The sequence below is a fragment of the Neisseria sp. CCUG17229 genome (assembly GCF_047839235.1).
Classification (GTDB): domain Bacteria; phylum Pseudomonadota; class Gammaproteobacteria; order Burkholderiales; family Neisseriaceae; genus Neisseria; species Neisseria brasiliensis.
In genome coordinates this window covers 162,348-184,495 of the sequence record NZ_CP181247.1, presented here as the reverse complement: position 1 = coordinate 184,495, position 22,148 = coordinate 162,348, and the positions used below count along the sequence as shown (strand labels likewise).

The 22,148-nt window shown below is 51.2% G+C and carries 21 protein-coding genes; 13 read left to right on the top strand and 8 right to left on the bottom strand.

The features are described 5' to 3' along the window. Window positions 1-12: 12 nt before the first annotated feature. Window positions 13-1,551: a murein biosynthesis integral membrane protein MurJ gene (gene murJ / locus ACM67B_RS00890; protein ID WP_416189767.1), complete on the bottom strand. Its 1,539-nt coding sequence runs from the start codon at window positions 1,549-1,551 to the stop codon at window positions 13-15. A 300-nt stretch (window positions 1,552-1,851) separates the two neighbouring features. Here murJ and ACM67B_RS00885 point away from each other — a divergent pair, with 300 nt between their 5' ends. Next, window positions 1,852-2,559, top strand: a complete 708-nt coding sequence (locus ACM67B_RS00885) for a thiol:disulfide interchange protein DsbA/DsbL (protein WP_416189766.1) — start codon at window positions 1,852-1,854, stop codon at window positions 2,557-2,559. A gap of 60 nt (window positions 2,560-2,619) precedes the next feature. On the opposite strand, the gene ACM67B_RS00880 is transcribed toward ACM67B_RS00885, so the two are convergent. Both ACM67B_RS00880 and amgK read right to left on the bottom strand, forming a co-directional pair. Further along, window positions 2,620-5,721 (bottom strand): efflux RND transporter permease subunit, encoded by a 3,102-nt coding sequence (locus ACM67B_RS00880; protein ID WP_416189765.1) that lies wholly within the window; start codon window positions 5,719-5,721, stop codon window positions 2,620-2,622. A gap of 327 nt (window positions 5,722-6,048) precedes the next feature. After that, window positions 6,049-7,053: an N-acetylmuramate/N-acetylglucosamine kinase AmgK gene (gene amgK, locus ACM67B_RS00875; RefSeq protein WP_416189764.1), complete on the bottom strand. Its 1,005-nt coding sequence runs from the start codon at window positions 7,051-7,053 to the stop codon at window positions 6,049-6,051. A gap of 70 nt (window positions 7,054-7,123) precedes the next feature. Here amgK and ACM67B_RS00870 point away from each other — a divergent pair, with 70 nt between their 5' ends. From ACM67B_RS00870 to ACM67B_RS00860, 3 genes are all read left to right on the top strand, one after another. Continuing rightward, window positions 7,124-9,559: an LPS-assembly protein LptD gene (locus ACM67B_RS00870; RefSeq protein WP_416189763.1), complete on the top strand. Its 2,436-nt coding sequence runs from the start codon at window positions 7,124-7,126 to the stop codon at window positions 9,557-9,559. Further along, window positions 9,556-10,470, top strand: coding sequence for a peptidylprolyl isomerase (locus tag ACM67B_RS00865; protein WP_416189762.1), 915 nt, complete (start codon window positions 9,556-9,558; stop codon window positions 10,468-10,470). Before ACM67B_RS00870 ends, ACM67B_RS00865 begins: the two co-directional genes overlap by 4 nt. A 312-nt stretch (window positions 10,471-10,782) precedes the next feature. After that, window positions 10,783-11,862 carry an endonuclease/exonuclease/phosphatase family protein gene (locus tag ACM67B_RS00860; RefSeq protein ID WP_416189761.1) on the top strand — a complete coding sequence of 360 codons (1,080 nt, stop codon included), beginning with the start codon at window positions 10,783-10,785 and terminating at the stop codon, window positions 11,860-11,862. Between the two features lie 79 nt (window positions 11,863-11,941). On the opposite strand, the gene ACM67B_RS00855 is transcribed toward ACM67B_RS00860, so the two are convergent. From ACM67B_RS00855 to ACM67B_RS00845, 3 genes are all read right to left on the bottom strand, one after another. Then, window positions 11,942-12,325 carry an adhesin gene (locus ACM67B_RS00855; RefSeq protein ID WP_416189760.1) on the bottom strand — a complete coding sequence of 128 codons (384 nt, stop codon included), beginning with the start codon at window positions 12,323-12,325 and terminating at the stop codon, window positions 11,942-11,944. A 264-nt stretch (window positions 12,326-12,589) separates the two neighbouring features. Then, entirely contained in the window at window positions 12,590-13,120 is a 531-nt protein-coding gene (locus tag ACM67B_RS00850; RefSeq protein ID WP_416190488.1) for an alpha/beta hydrolase, read from the bottom strand. 25 nt (window positions 13,121-13,145) lie between these two features. Continuing rightward, window positions 13,146-13,922 (bottom strand): exodeoxyribonuclease III, encoded by a 777-nt coding sequence (locus ACM67B_RS00845; RefSeq protein ID WP_416189759.1) that lies wholly within the window; start codon window positions 13,920-13,922, stop codon window positions 13,146-13,148. Window positions 13,923-14,257: 335 nt separating this feature from the next. Between ACM67B_RS00845 and ACM67B_RS00840 the strand changes: the two genes are divergently transcribed. Further along, window positions 14,258-14,458 (top strand): hypothetical protein, encoded by a 201-nt coding sequence (locus ACM67B_RS00840; protein WP_416189758.1) that lies wholly within the window; start codon window positions 14,258-14,260, stop codon window positions 14,456-14,458. Between the two features lie 142 nt (window positions 14,459-14,600). Then, a complete protein-coding gene (locus tag ACM67B_RS00835; protein ID WP_416189757.1) occupies window positions 14,601-15,101 on the top strand; it encodes a lecithin retinol acyltransferase family protein in 501 nt (166 codons plus the stop codon). 92 nt (window positions 15,102-15,193) lie between these two features. On the opposite strand, the gene ACM67B_RS00830 is transcribed toward ACM67B_RS00835, so the two are convergent. Next, window positions 15,194-15,967: an IS3 family transposase gene (locus ACM67B_RS00830; protein WP_416188878.1), complete on the bottom strand. Its 774-nt coding sequence runs from the start codon at window positions 15,965-15,967 to the stop codon at window positions 15,194-15,196. 23 nt (window positions 15,968-15,990) lie between these two features. After that, window positions 15,991-16,347: a helix-turn-helix domain-containing protein gene (locus ACM67B_RS00825; protein WP_416188879.1), complete on the bottom strand. Its 357-nt coding sequence runs from the start codon at window positions 16,345-16,347 to the stop codon at window positions 15,991-15,993. 141 nt (window positions 16,348-16,488) lie between these two features. On the opposite strand from ACM67B_RS00825, the gene pyrE reads away from it, so the two are divergent. The 7 genes from pyrE to coaD all read left to right on the top strand — a co-directional run bounded on the left by pyrE (window position 16,489) and on the right by coaD (window position 21,941). Further along, the gene (gene pyrE, locus ACM67B_RS00820; RefSeq protein ID WP_416189756.1) at window positions 16,489-17,130 is read left to right on the top strand and encodes an orotate phosphoribosyltransferase; all 642 of its coding nucleotides are present in this window, start codon (window positions 16,489-16,491) and stop codon (window positions 17,128-17,130) included. 169 nt (window positions 17,131-17,299) lie between these two features. After that, window positions 17,300-18,604: an amino-acid N-acetyltransferase gene (gene argA, locus ACM67B_RS00815; protein WP_416189755.1), complete on the top strand. Its 1,305-nt coding sequence runs from the start codon at window positions 17,300-17,302 to the stop codon at window positions 18,602-18,604. Between the two features lie 230 nt (window positions 18,605-18,834). After that, a complete protein-coding gene (locus ACM67B_RS00810; RefSeq protein ID WP_416189754.1) occupies window positions 18,835-19,089 on the top strand; it encodes a hypothetical protein in 255 nt (84 codons plus the stop codon). 136 nt (window positions 19,090-19,225) lie between these two features. After that, window positions 19,226-19,501, top strand: coding sequence for an oxidative damage protection protein (locus tag ACM67B_RS00805; protein WP_095503041.1), 276 nt, complete (start codon window positions 19,226-19,228; stop codon window positions 19,499-19,501). A 75-nt stretch (window positions 19,502-19,576) separates the two neighbouring features. After that, window positions 19,577-20,482 carry a 1,4-dihydroxy-2-naphthoate octaprenyltransferase gene (gene menA, locus ACM67B_RS00800; protein WP_416189753.1) on the top strand — a complete coding sequence of 302 codons (906 nt, stop codon included), beginning with the start codon at window positions 19,577-19,579 and terminating at the stop codon, window positions 20,480-20,482. A gap of 93 nt (window positions 20,483-20,575) precedes the next feature. After that, window positions 20,576-21,265 (top strand): Bax inhibitor-1 family protein, encoded by a 690-nt coding sequence (locus ACM67B_RS00795; protein ID WP_095503043.1) that lies wholly within the window; start codon window positions 20,576-20,578, stop codon window positions 21,263-21,265. 163 nt (window positions 21,266-21,428) lie between these two features. After that, on the top strand, window positions 21,429-21,941 hold the full coding sequence (gene coaD / locus ACM67B_RS00790) for a pantetheine-phosphate adenylyltransferase (RefSeq protein ID WP_416189752.1): 513 nt from the start codon (window positions 21,429-21,431) through the stop codon (window positions 21,939-21,941). The last annotated feature ends 207 nt before the right edge of the window (window positions 21,942-22,148 follow it).

Genomic DNA, 22,148 nt, shown 5'->3' with positions numbered 1-22,148 from the left:
ATATTGAAACCCCTAACCTTCCGAGCGCTTAAAATGCCGCGGACGGAAACCAAGCAGCCCCAAGGTCAGGAAATACAGGCCGCCGCCAATCGCCAGCAACACACACAATTGCAGCACTTTTTGCAGGCCGCCGACATCGACCCAAGCAAACGGCAAATAGGTTTGCGCCGCCCACAAGCCGCCGCCCATTACCGCCAGCGCCAGCAGCATTTTGCCGAGAAACGCGCCCCAGCCCGCGCCGGGTTGGTAAATACCGTGTTTGCGCAGCAGGTAAAACAGCAAACCGGCGTTCAAACACGCCCCCAAGCCGATGGCGAGCGCCAAGCCGGTGTGTTTGAGCGGGCCGACAAAAGCCAAGTTCATCAACTGCGTACACACCAGTGTGAAAATGGCGATTTTCACCGGCGTTTTAATGTTTTGGCGTGCGTAAAAACCGGGCGCCAGCACTTTAATCATAATCAGACCAATCAGGCCGAAGGAATAGGCAATCAGCGCGTGTTGCGTCATTTGCGCGTCAAACAAGGTAAATTCGCGGTACATAAACAGCGTTACCACCAATGGGAACGACAACACCGCCAAGCCCACCGCCGCTGGCAAAGTCAGCAGCATACATAATCTCAAACCCCAATCAAGCAAGTCGGAAAAGGCTTGGCTGTCTTGGCTGGCAGCGTGTTTGGATAAGGTTGGCAGCAAAATTGTACCCAAAGCCGCGCCGAGCACGCCGGTGGGCAATTCCATCAGGCGGTCGGCGTAATACATCCACGACACGCTGCCCGATTGCAGAAACGAAGCGAAAATGGTGTTAATCACCAAAGAAATCTGCGCCACGCTCACGCCGAGAATCGCCGGCGCCATTTGTTTCATCACACGTGTCACAGCAGGATCTGTAAAACTGAGTTTCGGCAGCTTCAAAAAGCCGAGTTTCGACAACCAAGGCAATTGGAATGCCAACTGCAAAATACCGCCGACAAACACCGCCCACGCCAATGCCATCACCGGCGGGTCGAAATACGGTGCGAAAAACAGCGCAAATACGATAAAGGAAATATTCAGCAAGGTCGGCGTAAAGGCCGGAATACTGAATTTATGGTAGGAATTGAGAATCGAACCGACAAAAGATGACAGCGAAATCCATAAGATATACGGGAAGGTAATCCGCAACAAATCAATCGAGAGCTGGAATTTATCCGGATTTTTAGCAAAACCGGGCGCGGAAACATAAATCACCCACGGCGCGGCCAAAATGCCGATGGCGGTCACAATCACCAGCACAAAGCTCAACATACCGGCCACATGGCGCACAAATTCGCGCGTGGCTTCTTCCGATTTGGTTTGCTTGTATTCGGCCAAAATCGGCACAAATGCCTGCGCAAACGCACCCTCGGCAAACACCCGCCGCAACAGGTTTGGCAGCTTGAATGCCACAAAAAACGCATCCGTCGCCACGCCTGCGCCAAACGCACGGGCAATAATTGTGTCGCGCACAAAGCCGAGAATACGCGACACCATGGTCAGGCCGCCGACTTTGGCCAAAGCACCTAATAAATTCATAATCGTTTCATCAGTTTGAAAATTAATACAAAATGCCGTCTGAAACAGCATTCGGCCGTCATGTTTAAGAATCGTTTCCGCGAAGCTGAAATGTTCAGACGGCCTTAAGAAAAACCGTTTATTGTACGACAGCGCAGACGGTTTCGGCTATGTTTTCCAATTTATGTTCAGGTCTTCTGAAAAATAATTCCCACACATCACGATTGTTTCCCGCAGTGAAACCCTCTTTTTCACCCCAAACCGTTCATGCACTATTAAAAATGTTTTAAAATCACACCTGTTTTTATAGAAAGTAACATCATGAACCTGAAAAAAATTACCCTCACCACATTCACGGCTCTGGCCTTGGCAGCTTGCGGCGGCCAAGCCGAAACCAGCGTACCTGCTGAAGGCACTACGCAAAACACCGCTTCCGCACCGGCACCGGTTGCCCCTGTCGGCTTGGTAGAAGGCCAAAACTACACCGTATTGGCCAATCCGATTCCGCAATTACAAGCCGGCAAAGTCGAAGTGGTCGAATTTTTCGGCTACTTCTGCCCGCATTGCGCCCACTTGGAACCAGTCTTGAGCGAACACGCCAAATCATTCCAAGAAGATACCTACCTGCGTAAAGAACACGTGGTTTGGGGTCCTGAAGTAAAACCTTTGGCGCGCTTGGCCGCTGCCGTGCAAATCGCCGGTGAAAAAGCCGCCGATATGCCGATTTTCGACGCCATCGTTAATCAAAAAATCAACTTGGCCGATGTGAATGTGTTGAAAACTTGGCTGCCGGAACAAACCGCGTTCGACGGCAAAAAAGTTTTGGCCGCATTTGAATCACCTGAAAGCCAAGCCCGCGCCGATAAAATGGAAGAGCTGACCAACACCTTCCAAATCAGCAGCACACCGGTGGTGATTGTCGGCGGCAAATACCAAGTGAAGTTTCAAGATTGGCAATCGGGTATGAATACCGTTGATTTGCTGGTGGACAAAGTCCGCGAAGAACAAAAAGCCGCGCCTGCGCAATAAGGTTTTTGATGATAAAAAGCCGTCTGAAAGCAACTCCTTTCAGACGGCCTCATTTTATCTTCACACACGCACGTTCCGCTTGTTCACCCAGCCCCGAATCCACACAAAAAAGATCGGCACAAACAGCAAACCCAATACCGTTGAAAACACCGTGCCGCCCAATACCGCCGTACCGATGGCCACTCTGCTGCCGGCACCGGCGCCGGTACCGAGTGCCAGCGGAATCACGCCGAAGCCGAAAGCGAGCGAGGTCATCAAAATCGGGCGCAGGCGCAGGCGGGCGGCTTCGGTGGCGGCCTGCCAAATGCTTTTGCCTTGTTCTTGTAGTTGCACCGCAAATTCGACAATCAAAATTGCGTTTTTCGCTGCCAAGCCAATGGTGGTGAGCAAACCAACTTGGAAAAATACATCGTTCGCCAAACCGCGTGCCGAAGTAAACAATAATGCGCCCAATACACCCAATACCGCCGAGAGCATGACGGCAAACGGCACGCTCCAGCTTTCATACAATGCGGCCAAACACAAAAACACAAACAACACCGACAAGGCATACAGCAGCGGCGCGAGCGCACCGGCGCGTTTTTCCTGCAAAGATGCACCCGTCCATTCAATGTTGTAGCCGTGCGGCAATTGTTTGATGACTTCCTCCACCGCCGCCATGGCATCGCCCGAACTCACGCCCTCGCCTGCCGAAGCCTGCATTTCCATCGCCAAGCTGCCGCTGAAGCGGATCAGCTGTGGCGGCGCGACACTCCAACGCACGCTGCTGAAGGCGGAGAGCGGAATCATTTCGCCGTTTTGGTTGCGCACTTTCCATTCGCCGATATTTTGCGGCTGCATACGGAATGGCGCATCGGCTTGCAGATACACGCGTTTGACGCGGCCGTTGTGGATAAAGTCGTTGACGTATGTGCCGCCTAAAGCGTTGGTTAACACGGCATTGATGTCGTTCAGATTAATGCTGTAAGCCAAGGCTTTGCGGTCGTCCACATCGACCACCACCTGACTGCGCGGGTCTTGGTTGTTGACGCGCACGCTGCGTAAGCGGGCATCTTGTGCGGCCAGTGCGGTAAATTGCTCGGCAGTGGCCACCAGTTTGTCGTAGCCTTGGCCGTTGTTGTCTTTAATCACAAAATTCAAACCACCCGCCGAACCCAAGCCGCGCACCACCGGCGGCAGGTTGACGAAAATTTTGGCGTTTTTGCGCTGGCGGAACAGGCGTGAAGCGCGTTGTTCCAATGCCCGCGCGCTTTGCTCGGCGCTGCGCTCTTCCCACGGTTTCAGGCGCACAGTGAGCAGGCCAAAACCCTGATTACCGCGTATGCCGGTAAGTGCCATCACATTGGCGACTTCGGGCTGCTGTTGGAAAAAGGCTTCCAAATCGTCCAAGGTTTCGCGCAAACGCGCGTCGGTCGAACCCGACGGCATGGTCACGCTGACTTGCAGGTAGCCTTGGTCTTCTTCCGGCAAAAACGATGTCGGCAAAAAGTGGAACAAGGCAGCGCAAGCGGCGATGATGGCGAGAAAGCCGACAAACATCCACTTGCCGCGTTTGAAAGTGCCTCCTACCCAGCCGGCATAGCGTTGCGATAAGCGTTCAAAGCTGCGGTTGAACCAAGCAAAAGGCCGTCTGAATAGGCCACCGCTCGGTTTGTCGTGCGCTTTAGGCTTCAGAAACTGGGCGCACATGGCCGGTGAAAGCGTCAAGGCCACCAACACGGAAAAGCCCATCGCCGCAATCAGCGTGACGGCAAACTGGCGGTAAATCACGCCCGTAGTGCCGGGGAAAAACGCCATCGGCACAAACACCGCCGACAACACCATACCCACACCCACCAGCACGGAAGAAATCTCTTTCATCGATTTTTCGGTAGCGGTTTTCGCGTCCAGACCTTCATCGTGCATCACGCGCTCGACGTTTTCCACCACCACGATGGCATCGTCCACCAGCAAGCCGATGGCCAACACCAGCGCAAACATGGTCAGCATGTTAATCGAATAGCCCAAGGCCGCTAAAATGCCCAGCGTGCCCATCAGCACCACCGGCACCGCAATCGCCGGAATCAGCGTGGCGCGCCAGCTTTGCAGGAACACAAACATCACCAGCACCACCAACACAATCGCTTCAATCAGCGTTTTCATCACTTCTTTCAGCGAGGCTTTCACAAACGGCACGCTGTCTTGGCTGGTTTGCGCTTTCATACCATAAGGGAAATCCGGCTCCAGCTCGCGGATTTTCGCTTCCACTGCCGCAGCCGTGTCCAAGGCATTGGCACCGTCTGAAAGCACAATGCCCAACGCGCCGCCGTTTTTACCGTTGAACCGCGTTTGCACATCGGCACTTTCCGCGCCCAACTCCACCCGCGCCACGTCTTTTATCGTTACCACCGCACCGCTCGGCGTGCTTTTCAGTACCACGTTTTCAAATTGTTCAACCGTTTGCAGCTTACTGCGTGCCTGAATCGGTGCATTCAGCATCTGGCCGTCAACCGAAGGCAGTTGCCCCAATTGCCCTGCTGAAACCTGCGTATTCTGGCTCTCCAAAGCCGCGCGCACGTCTGAAGGCATCAGCTGGAATTGTTCCAGTTTATTCGGATCCAGCCAAATGCGCATGGCGTAGCTGCTGCCGTAAAGCTGCACTTCTGCCACGCCGTCGATGCGCCCCAACACGTCCACCACATTGCTCGCTAAATAATCGGTAATCGCCACGCGCGGCACATTCGGCTGATCGGTATAAAACATCCACGACACCAAATTATCCTGCCCGCCCCGCGTCACCGACACACCGCGGCTGCGCACCGCTTCAGGCAGGCGCGACATCACCTGTTGCAACGCATTTTGCACCTGAACCTGAGCCACATCGATGTCGGTACCCGGCTCGAAAGTAATGGTTGTGCGCGACTGGCCGGACGAATCGGCGGTTGAAGTCATGTACATCAAACCGTCCAAACCGGTCAGCTGCTGTTCGATCACCTGCGACACGGAATCATTGACCGTTTCCGCCGACGCACCGGTATAACGCGCCACCACAGAAACCTGCGGCGGCGCAATATCAGGATACTGCTCCAGCGGCAACGCCAAAATCGACAGCGCACCGGCCAGCGTGATGAAAATCGACAACACCCACGCAAACACGGGGCGGTGGATAAAAAAGTGAGCCATAAGTAAATGAGGAATATATATTATTTTTCAGACGGCCTGATTGTGAACAATTTACCCGACTTAAGCAAGGCATCCGATGTAAAAGGCCGTCTGAAAATAGGAGACCTTTGCCAACCCCCATCTTTGGCACATTTCTTCGTTGTACGCTGCTCGAAAGCTTATCTATCTTTATGATATGTCTGCATTTTCTGTGCTGTTACAACTTTGAACTGCATTCAAATCTGGGGGTTGGCAAAGGTCTCAATTTACGTGGGATTTTCAGACGGCCTGCTGGTGTTGGCTTAAACAGTGTGACACCGATAATGCTGGACAATAACGCGTTCTATCTTAAAACGTAAATCCGGTCTCCAACTCCTCATCACCCACCAAATCCACCAACAGCGCATACAACGGTGCCAAATCGACATAGCGGCGGCTGGCACGGCGCAGGTAATTCAGGAAACGTGGGATTTCAGGACGGTATTTGTCTTTACCGTCGCGGTGGTACAGACGGGCGAAAATGCCGGCCACTTTCAGATGGCGTTGCACACCCATCCATTCAAACCAACGGTAGAATTCGTCAAAATCGGCCGGCACAGGCAAACCGGCGGCACGGGCTTTTTCCCAGTAACGGATGACCAAGTCCAACACAAATTCTTCCTCCCATTCGATAAACGCATCGCGCAGCAGCGACACCAAATCATAGGAAATCGGACCATACAGCGCGTCTTGGAAATCCAATACACCCGGGCGGCCGGCTTGCAGCATGAGATTACGCACGATGAAATCGCGGTGCACATACACTTGCGGTTGCGCCAACAGCGGCGGCAGCAAGATATCGATCACTTGCTGCCACAATTGGCGCTGCTTGAAATTAAGCTCTTTGCCCAATTCTTTGGCCACAAACCATTCTGGGAACAAATTAATCTCGCGTAGCAACACTTCGCGGTCATACGGCGGCAATTGGTCAGGTTGGCTGGCTTTTTGCAGCACAATCAATTCGTCAATCGCTTCGAGCAACAAGGCTTTGTGGGCGGATTCGGATGTTTCCTGCGTCATGGCGGTCAAAAACGTGGTGTTGCCCAAATCGTTCAGCACCATAAAGCCCAGCGCTTCATCCACATGCAACACCTGCGGCACGTTGACCATGTCGAACAATTTCTGCACCTTCAAATACGGCGCCACGCTCATTTTTTCCGGCGGCGCATCCATGCACACCACCGTGCGGCCGTCTGAAAAAGTAGCACGGAAATAGCGGCGGAAATCGGCATCGGCCGCGGCAAAGCTCAATTCAAAAGATTCATTCGGATAAACGGTTTCCAACCATTTTTGTAATTCAATTTGTCGTTGCATAGCAGTTTTTTGGATTTTCAGGTTAAAATAAACGCTATTCTAACTGGCAAAACCGATTTAAGGTGCAACTTTGGCTCGTTTATTTTCACTCAAACCTTTGGTCATCGCATTAAGCGTCGGCTTCAGCACAGCGGCGGCGGCACAGACCGGCGGCGCGTTTGTGCCGGATGCGGCCGATTACGTGCCGATTGAAACCGCCCAAGACACGGCCAATCAAGTTGCCTCCACAGAAGCAGGGCCGTCTGAACAAACGGACGAATTGTCTTTGGGCAGCACCTGTCTGTTTTGCACCAAAGAAACCTTGGCCGATCATGCCAAAGCCCAACAAGACGAAACCGCTGTCAAACGCAGCGGTGAAGAACCTTTGCCCACCGATTACACCCGCGTCACTGCCGATTACGTCGAAGGGCAAACCAATGTGCAAGTGCAGGCCAAAGGCGATGTGATTATCGAGCGCAATGATGAAGTGCTCAACGCCGATTGGGCGCATTACGACCAAGCCAGCAATACCGTGACTGCCGGCAATCAGTTTGTGCTGTATCAAAACGGCTCCATTGTCAGCGGCGAACACATCAACTACAACTTGGATTCGGGCGCAGGCATCACTGAAAACGTACGCATGGCGACCGAACGCGACGGCCGCCGCCTGCAAAGCGTCAGCGAAAAAGCCGAAATGCACAGCAAAGAGCGCTACAAGCTCATCAACACCAAATTCAACACCTGCGCACCCGGCGATGCCAGCTGGTACATCAAGGCCAAAAGCATTGATGCCAACCAAGAAACCGGCATCGGCGTAGCCAAAGGCGCCTCACTGGTGTTCGGCGGTGTGCCTGTTTTGTACACACCTTGGGCCGATTTCCCGCTTAACGGCGACCGCAAAAGCGGCTTGTTGGTGCCAAATATCTCCACCGGTTCAGACGGCCTCGAATTGTCACTGCCTTATTATTTGAACTTGGCACCGAATTTAGATGCCACTGTGACCCCGGGCATCATTTCCAGCCGCGGTGTGCGTTTGGGCGGACAAATGCGCTATCTCGAGCCCCAATACCGAGGGCAAGTGAACGGTGCTTGGATGCCTAACGACAAAAAAAGTGACCACAACAACCGCTACCAATTCCAATGGAACCACAATCATCAATTCACCGCCAAACTCAGTGGCGGCGTGGATTTCAACAGCGTGTCGGATAACGACTACTATCGCGACTTCTACGGCCGCAACGACATCGCCGACAACGTCAACCTCAACCGCCAAGCTTGGTTAAACTACCACGACACTTATTGGGGCGGTAATTTCGACGGCTCGCTGATGGCGCAAAAATACCAAACCTTGGCCAACGAATACGGCTACAAAGACGAACCTTACGCCATCATGCCGCGCTTGTCCGGCCGCTGGCAGCGCAGCTTCGACAATATGCAAGCTAATGTATTCAGCCAATTCACCCGCTTCGAACATGACGACAAACAAAGCGGTAGCCGTGTGGTATTGAACCCAAGCGTAAAATGGGATTTCCACAACAATTGGGGCTATGTGCGCCCGAAAGTCGGTGTGCATGCTACCTATTATGATTTAGACAGCTTCGACGGTAGTGATGGCCGCCATGTCAGCCGTGTTTTGCCAATGGCCAGCATCGACAGCGGCATGACGTTTGAACGCCACACACAATTTTTGGGCAACAATTATCTACAAACGCTGGAACCACGTTTATTCTACAATTATGTGCCCACTAAATCACAAAACGATTTACCGAATTTCGACACATCGGAAAACAGCTTCACCTACGAGCAATTGTTCCGTGAAAACCTGTTTTCGGGTAACGACCGCATTAATGCCTCCAACAGCCTGTCGACTGCAGTGCAAAGCCGTATCCTGAACCCAAAAACCGGTGCCGAATTGTTCCGCGCCGGTGTCGGTCAGAAATTCTATTTCAAAACCGACACCGTCTTGCTCGACGGCAGCGTGGGCCAATACGAGCGTAACCGTTCCGACTGGGTGGCGTTTGCCCACGGCAATGTGACTGACAGCGTGCGTTTTGATTTCGACATCCACTACAATCAAAACCAAAACCGCGCCGAGAGCTACGCGGCAGGCATCCGCTACAATCCGGAGCCGGGTAAGGTGTTGAGTGCGCGTTACAAACACAACCGCAACGCCCGCATCTACCTACAAGACGATGGGGAATATTTGTACGATAAATTAAACCAAGTCGATTTGGCCGCCCAATGGCCACTGCGTAAAAACCTGTATGCCGTTGCCCGCTACAACTACGAAATCACCGTGAAAAAACCCCTGGAAATGCTGGCCGGTGTCGAATACAAGAGTGATTGCGGCTGCTGGAGCGCCAGCGTGGTGGCGCAACGCTACGTGACCGGTGAAAACAGCAAGAAAAACGCCGTTTTCTTCAACTTACAGCTGAAAGATTTGAGCAACGTCGGCCAAAATCCCTTTGAACAACTCCGCTTAGCCATTCCGGGCTACAGCAAAACCAACGAGGTAGTGAACCCATGAATGTGAAACCTTTAATGCTGGCCGTGGTACTCGGTCTGAGCCTGAATGCCGCGCATGCTGCCGATGTCAAAGCTTCCGACAGCATCGCTGCTGTGGTGGATAACGACATCATCACCCAGCGCCAAGTCAGCGAAGCGCTGGCCGATGCGCGCCGCAACCTGCCGAAAGGCACGCAAGTCTCCGATACCGAACTGCGCCAACAAGTTGTGGCGCAAATGGTCAACCAATCATTAATCGTGCAAGCGGGCAAACGCCGAGGTATTCAAGCCAGCGAAGCCGAAATCGATGCCGTAATTGCGCAAAATCCGTCTTTGAAAAATGCCAACAAACGCGTACGCCGCGAAATCGGCGACAGCATCATTGTCGAAAAAGTACGCCAACAAGCCATTATGGAAAACAGCCGTGTCAGCGACAGCGAAGTCACCCGCTTCATCAACCGCGCGCAACAACAAGGCGTAACCCTGCCGGAAGGTGAGCCATTGCGCCAATACAACGCGCAACACATTCTGATTAAAGCCGATTCCGACAACGCCGCGGCCGCAGCTGAAAGCAGCATCCGCAAAATCTACACCCAAGCCCGCAGCGGCGCGGATTTTGCCGGTTTAGCACGTCAATACTCGCAAGACGGCAGCGCAGCCAATGGCGGTGATTTGGGCTGGTTTTCAGACGGCATGATGGTGACCCCGTTTGAAGATGCCGTGCACAAACTCAAACCCGGTCAAGTCAGTGCACCGGTGCGCACGCAATTCGGCTGGCACATCATCAAACTGAACGACATCCGTGAAGCCGGTACGCCGGAAGAACGCCAACGCAATGCCGTACGCCAATACATTTCTCAACAAAAAGCCCAGCAAGCCACCACCAATTTGCTGCGTGAATTACACTCCAGCGCCTTTGTAGATATCCGCTGAGCGCTTCAATTTATATCCATCGCCCAGGCCGTCTGAAAAAATATTTCAGACGGCCTTAATATTTACAACAAAATAGCTTTACCTCTTATTCAAATTCGCCCATCATCAACAGCTTTTGCCACATTTACAAACTATTCATTAAAATGGATAATAAAACATTCACCAATCACACTTCAACGCCCTAAGCGGCTTCATCCTTTTCATGTCGACATGGATGCAATTACCCAATATGCCGATTAGCTTTACCGTGATGAATGATGGCAGCGGCGCAAACGTGTTTGACACTGACCAAGATTTCATCAGGAAACGATTATGTCCGATTTACCCTTAGGCGATTGGCTGCTGTTGGCGCTGCTGTGCGTGCCTGTGGTGGCTACCCTGCTGTCGCTGCTGAAATCCGACCACTGGGTGATGCGGATATTCGATTTCCCACGCTTACAAATTGCCGCCTTGAGCGTGTTGTGCATGCTGCTCAATTATTGGCTGGAACAAAGCAGCAACGCCATTTTTGATTTTATGGAAGTGGTGAACTTTGTCTGCGCCGTGTGGCAGTTTTGGCAAATCAGCGCCTACACCCGCTTGAGAAAAAAACAGGTGATGGGCTATCAGGGCGAAGACAACAACCGCACCGTCAGCATTCTGGCCAGCAATGTGCTGACCACCAACCGCCAAGCCGATAAATTGCTGTTGCTTGTTCGCCAATACCGCCCCGATGTGGTGCTCACTTTGGAAAGTGACCAATGGTGGGAAAATGCACTGGCAGAATTGGAAACCGACCACCCTTATACCGTCAAAGTGCCGCTTGACAATCTTTACGGTATGCATCTATACAGTCGCCTGCCGCTGCATGATGCGCAAGTGAAATACCGTGTGCGCGATGATATTCCCTCAATTACCGCCAAAGTCGAACTGCCCAGCGGCGAGCTAATCCGCATTTACTGCCTACACCCCATGCCACCAAGCCCGACCGAAAGTGAAACCTCGACCGAACGTGACGGCGAGCTTTTGTTAGTTGGCAAAGAAATCGCCGCATCCGATGAAAGCTGCATGGTATTCGGCGATTTGAACGATGTCGCTTGGTCGGACACATCGCGCCTGTTCCAACGCATCAGCGGCCTGCTCGATCCGCGTATCGGCCGTGGTTTGTACAACACCTTTCATGCCGATTGGAAACTGCTGCGCTGGCCGCTCGACCATATTTTCCACAGCAACGATTTCTTGGTTGCTGATTTGAAAGTGTTACCGCACATCGGTTCCGACCATTTTCCGATTTACGGTAAATTCCAATATCACCCACCGGCAGAACACGTCCACGAAACGCCCGAATCCGACCACGGCGACAAACACGAAGCCGCAGACAAAATTGAGGCGGCAATGGAATTGCAGAATTAGCTTTGTTTCATCATTAAGCCAAAGGCCGTCTGAACGAATATTCGTTCAAACGGCCTTTGGCTTAAGCGTTAAAAACAGATCAGCGACGGCTACGGCGCGGCTCGCAGTTTTTATACAAGATATTGTTGTTCGGCGCAGTGACCATCAGTGCCGATTTGCGGTAATTTTTGGTATCCATGTAATCGGTGCTCATCATGTAGCCACCTTCTTTACCAAACATCGTACCGGCCACGCTGGAATGATCGAGATTAATCGGCAATACGCGTTTTTTGCCTTTGAGCAAAGCTGAAGCATAGGTCGGCAAGCCTTGTTTGTTGAAACCATACGTCACTTTTAATGCATTGCCTTGATCGCAACGGTAAGACACCGATTTTTTGCTGACCGTCGGATTGTTGTTGGCAGCTTGCGCTGCACCGCTGGCGGCCATCACAGCAACCATGGCCATTACACACCATTTTTTCATGTTGATTGTCCTTGTTTGTTTCATACGATTCATGCGAGCTTAGCGCCTGAATGAGTTGTTATAATATAACCATCATTGTAAACGCTCAACCACGGATTTGAAAAAATGTGTGTCGTTTATTCATATAAAATCTAAAAAAATGTTATGCCATCAATATTCAGCTTAACCATCTGTAAAGGCCGTCTGAAAAGCTTTATAGGAATCAAAGCATTCCTTTTATAAGCTTTTCAGACGGCCTTTTTTAGTGAAATTATTCTAATTCATTCACGTCAATAACATTTCCTGCATAAGCTTCATGCCCCACTGCCAACCACTTAACGCACCATTCAGACGGCCTTCGTGCGGCGACACCAGCAAGCGCGCATTCCAACGCAACGCCTTTTCCTGCGCCCAATCCAGCGGACAATCTCCACTTTGTCCAATCACCAAGGCCGCGCGGCAATGACAGCGGGCGCGTTGCAAGGTGTGTTCGGCATCATCGGGAAACGCTTCCGGCAAAGGCGACACCAAAATCAGATTGCACACCGTTTTCTGCACATTCACATCCGCCTGATACAGCCACGCCAACACCGCCGACACGCCCGCACCGTGCGCCACCACCGCCACATGACGGCTCTGGTGCGCGGCAAAGGCCGTCTGAACCGCCTGCTGCCATTCCCGAATGCTTTGCGAACGCGACACTTCCGCCTGCAACACAATCGGATAGCTCACCGCCCAGCGCTCCATCCACACAGGCGGCGCTTCGGTATCGTGTACCAGCAACAGCGTCAAATCTTCAAGGTCATACGCGCTCAACATAGCATTTCCGTTTCAGACGGCCTCACACCGTATAATCATATTCCACCACCAAAGGCGCGTGGTCGGAGAATTTTTCGTCTTTATAAACATGCGCCGACACCGCCTTGGCCGCCAATTCCGGCGTGACCATTTGATAGTCAATCCGCCAACCCACGTCTTTCGCATAAGCCTGCCCGCGGTTGCTCCACCACGTATAACCCGGCACTTCGGGATATAGCGTGCGCCACATGTCCGTCCAACCCAAAGTCGCAATCACTTTGCCGATCCACTCGCGCTCTTCAGGCAAGAAACCGGAATTTTTCTGGTTGCCTTTCCAGTTTTTCAAATCAATATTCTGATGGGCAATGTTCCAGTCGCCGCACACCACAATATCGCGCCCTTCCGCCTTCATCGCCGCCAACATCGGATAAAACGCATCCAAAAAGCGGTATTTCAATTCCTGACGCTCCGGCGCGCTGGTGCCGCTGGGCAGATACAGCGAAATCACGGTCAGATTGCCGAAATCGCAACGCACAAACCGTCCTTCGCGGTCGAATTCCTCAATGCCCATGCCGTATTGCACCGCATCCGGCTTTTGCTTACTGTACACCGCCACGCCGCTATAACCGCGTTTTTCCGCACAATGCCAATGCCCGTGCATCCCGTGCGGCTGTTTCATTTCCTCCGACAAATCCGCTTCCTGCGCCTTCAATTCCTGCACGCAGACAATATCTGCACCGGAAGCAGCGATGTATTCGTAAAAACCTTTTTTGTAAGCAGAACGGATGCCGTTGACGTTGGCAGAGATGATTTTTAGCATAATGAGTGTAAATGTATTGAAAAGTCAAAAGAGAATTGTAGCAGAAATGTTTTATCAAAATTGGAGAGAATGCCTCAAAAAAATTGTTGAAACAGAATGATACGGTTTCAGCCTGTTTTCAGATACATAAATATTTACATGATACAGATATAGTCAATCAATTTAACATCCGACAATAATAGATAGTTACTTTCAAACAATCCGACCACCAAGCGCAGATTTTGATTTCTGCAAATGCTCCCGCTGACGGTTGCTCCGACAGTAATTGCTATTGCCAAATTTGATGACATCGGGTAGATTTCTTTGTAATAGTTCGCGAAAGAAAGGAGGTTGGAATGAAAGAATTATTGGATTACTTAAATGACGTGATTTCGATGTTTCGCTGGCTGCTTGCATTTGCCTTTTTCAGCCTGCTTGCTACTATTGCCGCTATTGCCTACAATTTTTATCCGACCATCACCTTAACCGTCGTTGCGCTGACAATCATCGGCTGGATAGCTGAAATATTCAAACAGCGTAAGTCTAAAAGCAGCTAAACCCCTTTCCGATAGCCCGCCTTAATTTGGCGGACTGCTTCTTTCTACCACTCTTCAAATTCATCAAGCGACAAGTCGTACACATCCTGCACAGCCACATCGCCAAGCCGCTTCGGCAACGGATTATGGAAAATATATAACTATGCATAAGGCTTTAATCAGCTCTGCTTATCAGTTTAATATACCTAAACTGTATGATACCTCTTCAAGTAGCTTATTTCGCCCCGGCGTCAAACCGGTTATCGGATCTGTACTTTGGTGCGATTTATGGAACGTAGAACACAGTGGCATTTATATTGGCAATAATAAAATCGTCCATCTTGATGGCTCCGGAACAGTAGAAATTGTTTCTCCTAAAAAATTTATGGCCAGACTGAATGGATGGAATAATGCAATCAGTATTTTCGTCAGCTGTAAAAATGGCAAGCCTGTAGGTTCTAAAAAAGCGGCCACACTTGCCAAAAAACATGTAGGAAAAAATCGCCAATATCATTTATTGGTAGATAATTGCCATCGTTTTACGGCCGGTTGCCTGTTAAATGATTTTACTGATGGAGATAAATTTCTATTTTTCAACCAGCTAGCTACTATCTGCGCTACTGAAATGGATACTACTGAATGGGGTGCTTGGGATTTTTCATAACTTAAAATATTCATCCTAATTTAATAAAACTTCAAGGCCGTCTGAAAAATAGTGAACTGTCCCCCAATTCTTGGACAAATTAAAAATCTTTCTCAAACAGCCTGTTCAAGCTGGGTCCTGTAAGCCACAGGACTCAGCTTTTTTAAATTCAAACTAATACGTTCATAATTGTAGTAACGTATGTAATCATCTATCACTTTGGTCAACTCTGCCACCGATAACACACCTTCCTGATAGAAGCTTTCCACTTTTAATGTCCCGAAGAAACTCTCCATCGGTGCATTGTCCCAGCAATTCCCTTTGCGCGACATGCTCTGCACAATGCCTTTCTCCGCCAGCTTTTCCCGATAAGCCTGAGTTCGGTAAAGCACACCTTGGTCAGAATGCAGCAGCGGGGTCTGCCCTTTCAGACGGCCGAATGCCTTATCCAGCATCTGCATGACCATCTTGCTGTCCGGCTTTCTACTGAGCTCATAAGCCACAATCTCACGATTGAATACATCCAATATCGGCGATAAGTACAGTTTGCCGTCGGTGCATTTAAACTCGGTCACATCGGTCAACCATTTATCTCCCGCTTTATCAGCAGTGAATGCACGCTTAAGGATGTTTTTCGACGTCTCTCCTATAACTTGCGGACGATAGGATTTTTTGTTGCGCACTTTGGCTTTCAAACCCAATAATCCCATAATACGCTGCACTTTCTTTTTATTCCACGATAATACAGCTCCAATCCGCCGTTGGCCGTAGCGACCTTTGTGTTGGTGATAAACTTCACTCACCGCCGCTTTGGCTTCCATATCGGGATCGGATTTACCGATGTGGTAGTAGAAACTGCTTTTGGGTATGCCGGCACTGTGCAACAAGTATTTCAGCAGGTGCTTCGCCCTCAGCGTTTGAACGGTTTCGCAACTTTGGTGGCGTTCTTTTCGTTGAGGGCTTTCATGTGCTTTAGGTAGTCGATCTCCGCCCTCATGTAGCGTAACTCTTCAATCAGCTCTGCCTGAGTTTTTTCATGGTCGGGTTTGTCGACGATAAAGGGATTGTTGCGTTTGGTCTGCGTAGTCTTCATAAGCGTAGCCTGTGGGTGCTGAAGTGCGGCTATACCGCCTTGACGGTAGGCGGCAATCCAACGGCGCAGGTGGGTGCGTGAGACGTTGAAATGGTCTGCGGTACGCTGTTGGCTGTGCACTTGATGGTAATGGAGTACGGCTCGGTATTTGAAGTCTAGTGTATATTTGGACATAAGAAAACTGCACCTTTTTAAGTTGGGGGGAAGTGTCCAACTTTTGGGGTGCAGTTCATGGTTTTCAGACGGCCTTTGGGTTTTGCCGCGCAATCCTTTATAATCCCCATTTTAAATCAACACCTTTTGAAAGCCTGTGTTATGTCTGATTTCCGCCAAGATTTCCTGAAATTCGCCTTATCTCAAAATGTATTGAAATTCGGCGAGTTCACCACCAAAGCCGGCCGCCAATCGCCGTATTTTTTCAATGCCGGCCTGTTTAACGACGGGGCTTCTACCCTGCAACTGGCGAAATTTTACGCCGAAGCAATTATTGCCAGCAAAGTGGAATTCGACATGCTGTTCGGCCCGGCCTACAAAGGCATTATTTTGGCGGCGGCCACGGCGATGATGTTGGCGGAAAAAGGCGTAAACGTGCCATTTGCCTACAACCGCAAGGAAGCAAAAGACCACGGCGAAGGCGGTGTGTTGGTCGGTGCGCCGATCAAAGGCCGCGTGCTGATTATCGATGACGTGATTTCGGCCGGTACCTCGGTGCGCGAATCGGTGAAACTGATTAAAGCGGAAGGTGCGACTCCTGCCGCCGTTGCCATTGCGCTTGACCGCATGGAAAAAGGCACAGGCGAATTGTCAGCGGTGCAGGAAGTCGAGCAGCAATACGGTTTGCCGGTGGTGTCGATTGCCAATTTGAACGATTTGTTCACGCTGTTGCAAAACAATACCGAGTTCGGCGGCTTTTTCGAGCCGGTGAAGGCTTACCGCGAACGTTACGGCGTGGCCTGATCATAAATGAGGCCGTCTGAACGTTTCAGACGGCTCGACAACATACAAAGCCAAGCAGCCGATAGGATAACAGTAAAGCAGCATTCGTCTTTACCAACCCACTGTATTCCTTACCCGGCCAGTGATTCAGGCAGCCTTTCTATTTAATATTATTAGATCAATCCCCCACATGAATACATCCGTTGGTTTTGTCGGCGACTTTCGCGAAGCCGCGCCCTACATCAACTACCTGCGCGGCAAAACGCTGGTCATCGGCGTGGCCAGCAGCCTGTTGGAAGGCGAACCGCTCAAACGCTTGGCCGCTGATTTAAACCTACTCGCCAGCTTGGGTGTACGTTTGGTATTGGTACACGGCTCGCGCGTGCAGATTACCGCCGCCCTTGCCGCGCAAAACCGCACCCCGACCTACCACAATGAGCGCCGCATCACCGACGAAGCCACGCTGCAACTGGCCAAACAGGCCAACGGCGTATTGCGCAGCGACATCGAAGCCGCCTTGTGCAGCAGCATTTCGCAATCGCCGCAGCGCAACAAACCTTTAAGCATCGCGTGCGGCAACTTCCTTTCCGCCCGTCCGATGGGCATCATCGACGGCACCGACATGGGCTACACCGGCTTGGTGCGCAAAATCGACACCGAATCCATCGTCAACCGCCTCGACAGCGGCGCATTGGTGCTCATCAGCCCGCTCGGCCATTCTTTAAGCGGCAAGACCTTCAACCTCAGCATGGGCGACATTGCCGAAGCCGCCGCCATCGCGCTCAAAGCGGAAAAACTGATTTATCTGATTGAAGAAGAAGGTATTTTAAATTCAGACGGCCTGTTGATTACCAACCTTTCCGCCCAAGAAGCGCGTCAATTGATGGCGCAACAACCGCCGCAACAACGTCTGATTCAATCCGCACTCAATGCCGTCGAACACGGCATCCCCCGCACGCAAATTCTCAGCGGCCGCGACGACGGCAGCCTGATTCGCGAACTCTTTACCCGCCACGGCGCCGGCACCTCCATCGCCCGTGATTCCTTTGTCAACATCCGTGCCGCGCACAGCGACGACATCCCCAACATCATGGCGCTTATCCGTCCGCTGGAAGAAAAAGGTATTTTGCTGCGCCGCAGCCGCGAATACCTCGAAGACCAAATTCACACCTTTTCCGTATTGGAACACGACCAACACATCTACGGCTGCGTGGCCTTGAAAACCTTTGCCGAACCGCATTTGGGCGAACTGGCCTGTTTGGTCGTCTCGCCCGATGCACAAGATAGCGGTTACGGCGAGCTGCTGCTGGCGCATTTGTTCCATAAAGCACGCCAAGCCGGCATCCGCACATTATTCGCCCTATCCACCCACACCGGCGAATGGTTTATCGAACGTGGCTTTCAGACGGCCTCGGCACAAGATTTACCGCCCGAGCGCCGTCAAGATTTACTCGACAGTGGCCGCAATTCCAAAGTTTTTGTTTACGATTTGTAAAGTTAATGTCGTGATAAAAAAGAGCGTAATGATTGATGCGCTCTTTTTTATTTGAATAAATAATGCTTTAGGCCGTCTGAAAACATCATGAGCCTGAATGTTGCCAAAATGGAAAAGCTGTATTGCAAAAAGTGCTGTTTATCCGCTACTGCAATCGGCCTAGAATGCACCCATTGGTTGAATAACTCAACCTTTAACACATAACGCATTCACAACATTAGGAATTTATCATGAAAACTATTTTGTTCACCACTTTGATCGCCACTGCCGCCACTTTAGCCGCCACTTTAGCCGCCGCCAAAGGCGCACCGCAACCGGCTTGGGATCACGCCAACGATTCAGGCCCGATTGCCGGCTTGCAACAAGTTGAGCAACCACAAGGCCAACGTTTCAAGAAAAAAGACCGCATTGAATACACCGCACCAAGCACCGGCACTTACCAAGACAACAGCTACCAACGTCTTTCACGCGAAGGCAGCCGTTAATCTAAAACTGCATACAGGCCGTCTGAAATCCGTTTCAGACGGCATTTTTGTGCCTGTGCCCAAAAGCATGCGCCTTTCGCAATCGGCGACAATCCGTTAAAATAAAGGCCGTCTGAAACCCACTAAAGGAACCGCCATGACCCGTATGGTACATTGCGTCAAACTCGGCCGCGAAGCCGAAGGCATGAAATTCCCGCCACTGCCGAACGAATTGGGCAAACGCATTTTTGAAAATGTCTCACAAGAAGCATGGCAGGCTTGGACACGCCACCAAACCATGCTCATCAACGAAAACCGCCTGAGCCTCGCCGACCCGCGTGCACGCGAATACCTGGCACAGCAGATGGAACAATACTTCTTCGGCGACGGTGCCGACCAAGTACAGGGTTATGTACCGCAAGAACCGGCTTAATACTACAGGCCGTCTGAAACTTTTTCAGACGGCCTTTTCACCGCCCGCTTTTCTCATTCACATTTTGCTTTCGCTATGTTTATCAACGCTTGGATACACGCTGCCCGTTTGCGTACTCTGCCTTTGGCCGTTGCGGCGACCCTGTGCGGCTGCCTGCTGGCGGTATTGCAACAGTCATTGCATTGGCCGACCGCACTATTAACCATTGCTACCGCGGTGGCTTTGCAAATCTTCAGCAATCTGGCCAACGATTACGGCGATGCACAAAACGGTGCCGATTCTGCCGGACGGCAAGGGCCGCCGCGTATGGTAGCTGCCGGCCGCATCAGCCGCCGCACCATGCAAAAAGGCTTGGTCATCAGCGCCGGATTATGCTGCCTACTCGGCCTTGCGCTCTTGGCAACCGCCTTGCCGACGTTAGCACAAAGCAGTGGCACGGATTGGCTGGTTTGGCTACTGCTCGGTGCCACGGCTTTGGCGGCGGCTTACGGCTACACCGCCGGACGCAAACCTTACGGCTACATTGGTTTCGGCGATGTGGCAGTATTTGTGTTTTTCGGCTGGCTGGCGGTGTTGGGTAGTGAATATCTGCATACAGGCCGTCTGAACGCGGATTCGTGGCTGCCGGCCAGCGCGATGGGTTTGTGGTGCACCATGGTGCTGAATCTGAACAATATGCGCGACATCGAGCATGATTGGATCAGCGGCAAACGTACTTTGGCCGCGCGTTTGGGTTTGCGCCGTGCCAAACATTACCATCGGGCATTGGCTACCATCGCGGCGGTTTGCTGGAGCGTGTGGCTGGCGCGGTATGTTCACGGCTTTTCGTGGCTGGTTTTACAAGTCTTTATGCTCGCAGCAACGTTTGTTCACTTGAATTTATTGAACAATACACCATCTTCTCATGAGCTGGACAAACTACTGCCGCAATGGAGCATCACGGTTTTGGCGTGGGTGATGGTGTTGGCATTATTTATTTGAATGCCTCACGATAAATTCCGCACAAAGTCAGACAATTACTGTTAAAATCCGGTTTCATTCATTTTTACACACTTATCTTCAGGAGCAAACGCCATGCAAAACGACGTTTACGACTACACCTCTACCGGCAGCGCGGTACAGAAAAACACCGTGCTGCAAAAAACCTACCGCCTGCTGGGCTTATCTTTTATTCCAGCGATGGCCGGTGCCTTTATCAGCAGCAAAATGGGCTTCAGCATCTACAGCATCCTTGGTGGCGGCTGGATGGCAACCATCGCTTTTTTCGTGTTTTTCTACGCCATGGTCTTCATGATTGAGAAAAACCGCTACAGCAACACCGGCGTGACTCTGCTGATGGTGTTCACTTTCGGCATGGGCGTGTTGATCAGCCCGCTGTTGCAATACGCTTTGGGCATGTCTAACGGCGCGCAAATCGTCGGCATCGCCGCTGCAATGACTGCCGCCGTATTCTTCACCATGTCGGCCATGGCGCGCCGCACCAACATCAACATGAGTTCGCTCGGCCGTTTCTTGACTGTCGGCGCGGTGATTTTGATGATTGCGGTGGTGGCGAACCTGTTTATGCAGATTCCGGCTTTGAGCCTGACCATTTCTGCCGGCTTTGTGTTGTTTAGCTCGCTGCTGATTATGTTCCAAGTGCGCCAAGTGATTGACGGCGGCGAAGACAGCCACATCAGCGCGGCGTTGACCATCTTTATTTCTCTGTACAACATTTTCAGCAGCCTGCTGCATTTGTTGTTGGCATTGGGCGGCGACGATTAATTAGTTTAGCTGCTCATACACGACAGGCCGTCTGAAACGCGATAGCTTCCATTTTATGGGGCATATGCGGTTTCAGACGGCCTGTTGCTTTATCAGATTTTTCTTTGACACCCCGCCTTGCAAGCATTATTCTGTCGCCTTAACCCTTTCCCCTTAACTTATTATGAACACCACCCCCATCCGCCGCGCTGTGTATGCCGGCAGTTTCGACCCACCTACGCTCGGTCATGTTTGGATGATTCGCGAAGCGCAGGCTTTGTTTGACGAGCTGATTGTCGCCGTCGGCGTGAATCCGGAGAAACAGAATACCTACACCATCGAAGAGCGGCAGGCGATGCTGGAAGCGGTGACCGCCGAATTTCCCAACGTCAAAATCACCGTGTTTGAAAACCGCTTTCTGGTGCACTATGCCCGCGAAGTCGACGCACACTTTATTGTGCGCGGCATCCGCACCGCGGGTGACTACGAATACGAACGCTCGATGCGCTACATCAACAGCGATTTGGCACCGGAAATTTCCACCATATTCCTGATGCCGCCGCGCGAAATTGCCGAAGTCTCATCGACCATGGTCAAAGGCTTGGTCGGCCCCGAAGGCTGGCGCGAGATGATTCGCCGTTACCTGCCGGAAGAGGTATATCAAAAAATCCTAACTGACCATCAACAAGATGGATAAGGCTACTTTAGTTGCATCTTTCTTCTAATTATTGGATTTTTTTAAATTTTTTATGATCACAACTTAACAAAAATATCCAAATAATTATTTAAATCGTAAATTTTAAAATTAAATAAAATATTTTTCTGTCAGATGTTTTACTTCTATTTAAGCCCGATTTTATTGAAAAATCGGGCTTAAATTTTATACAAAACGAATGGTTAACAT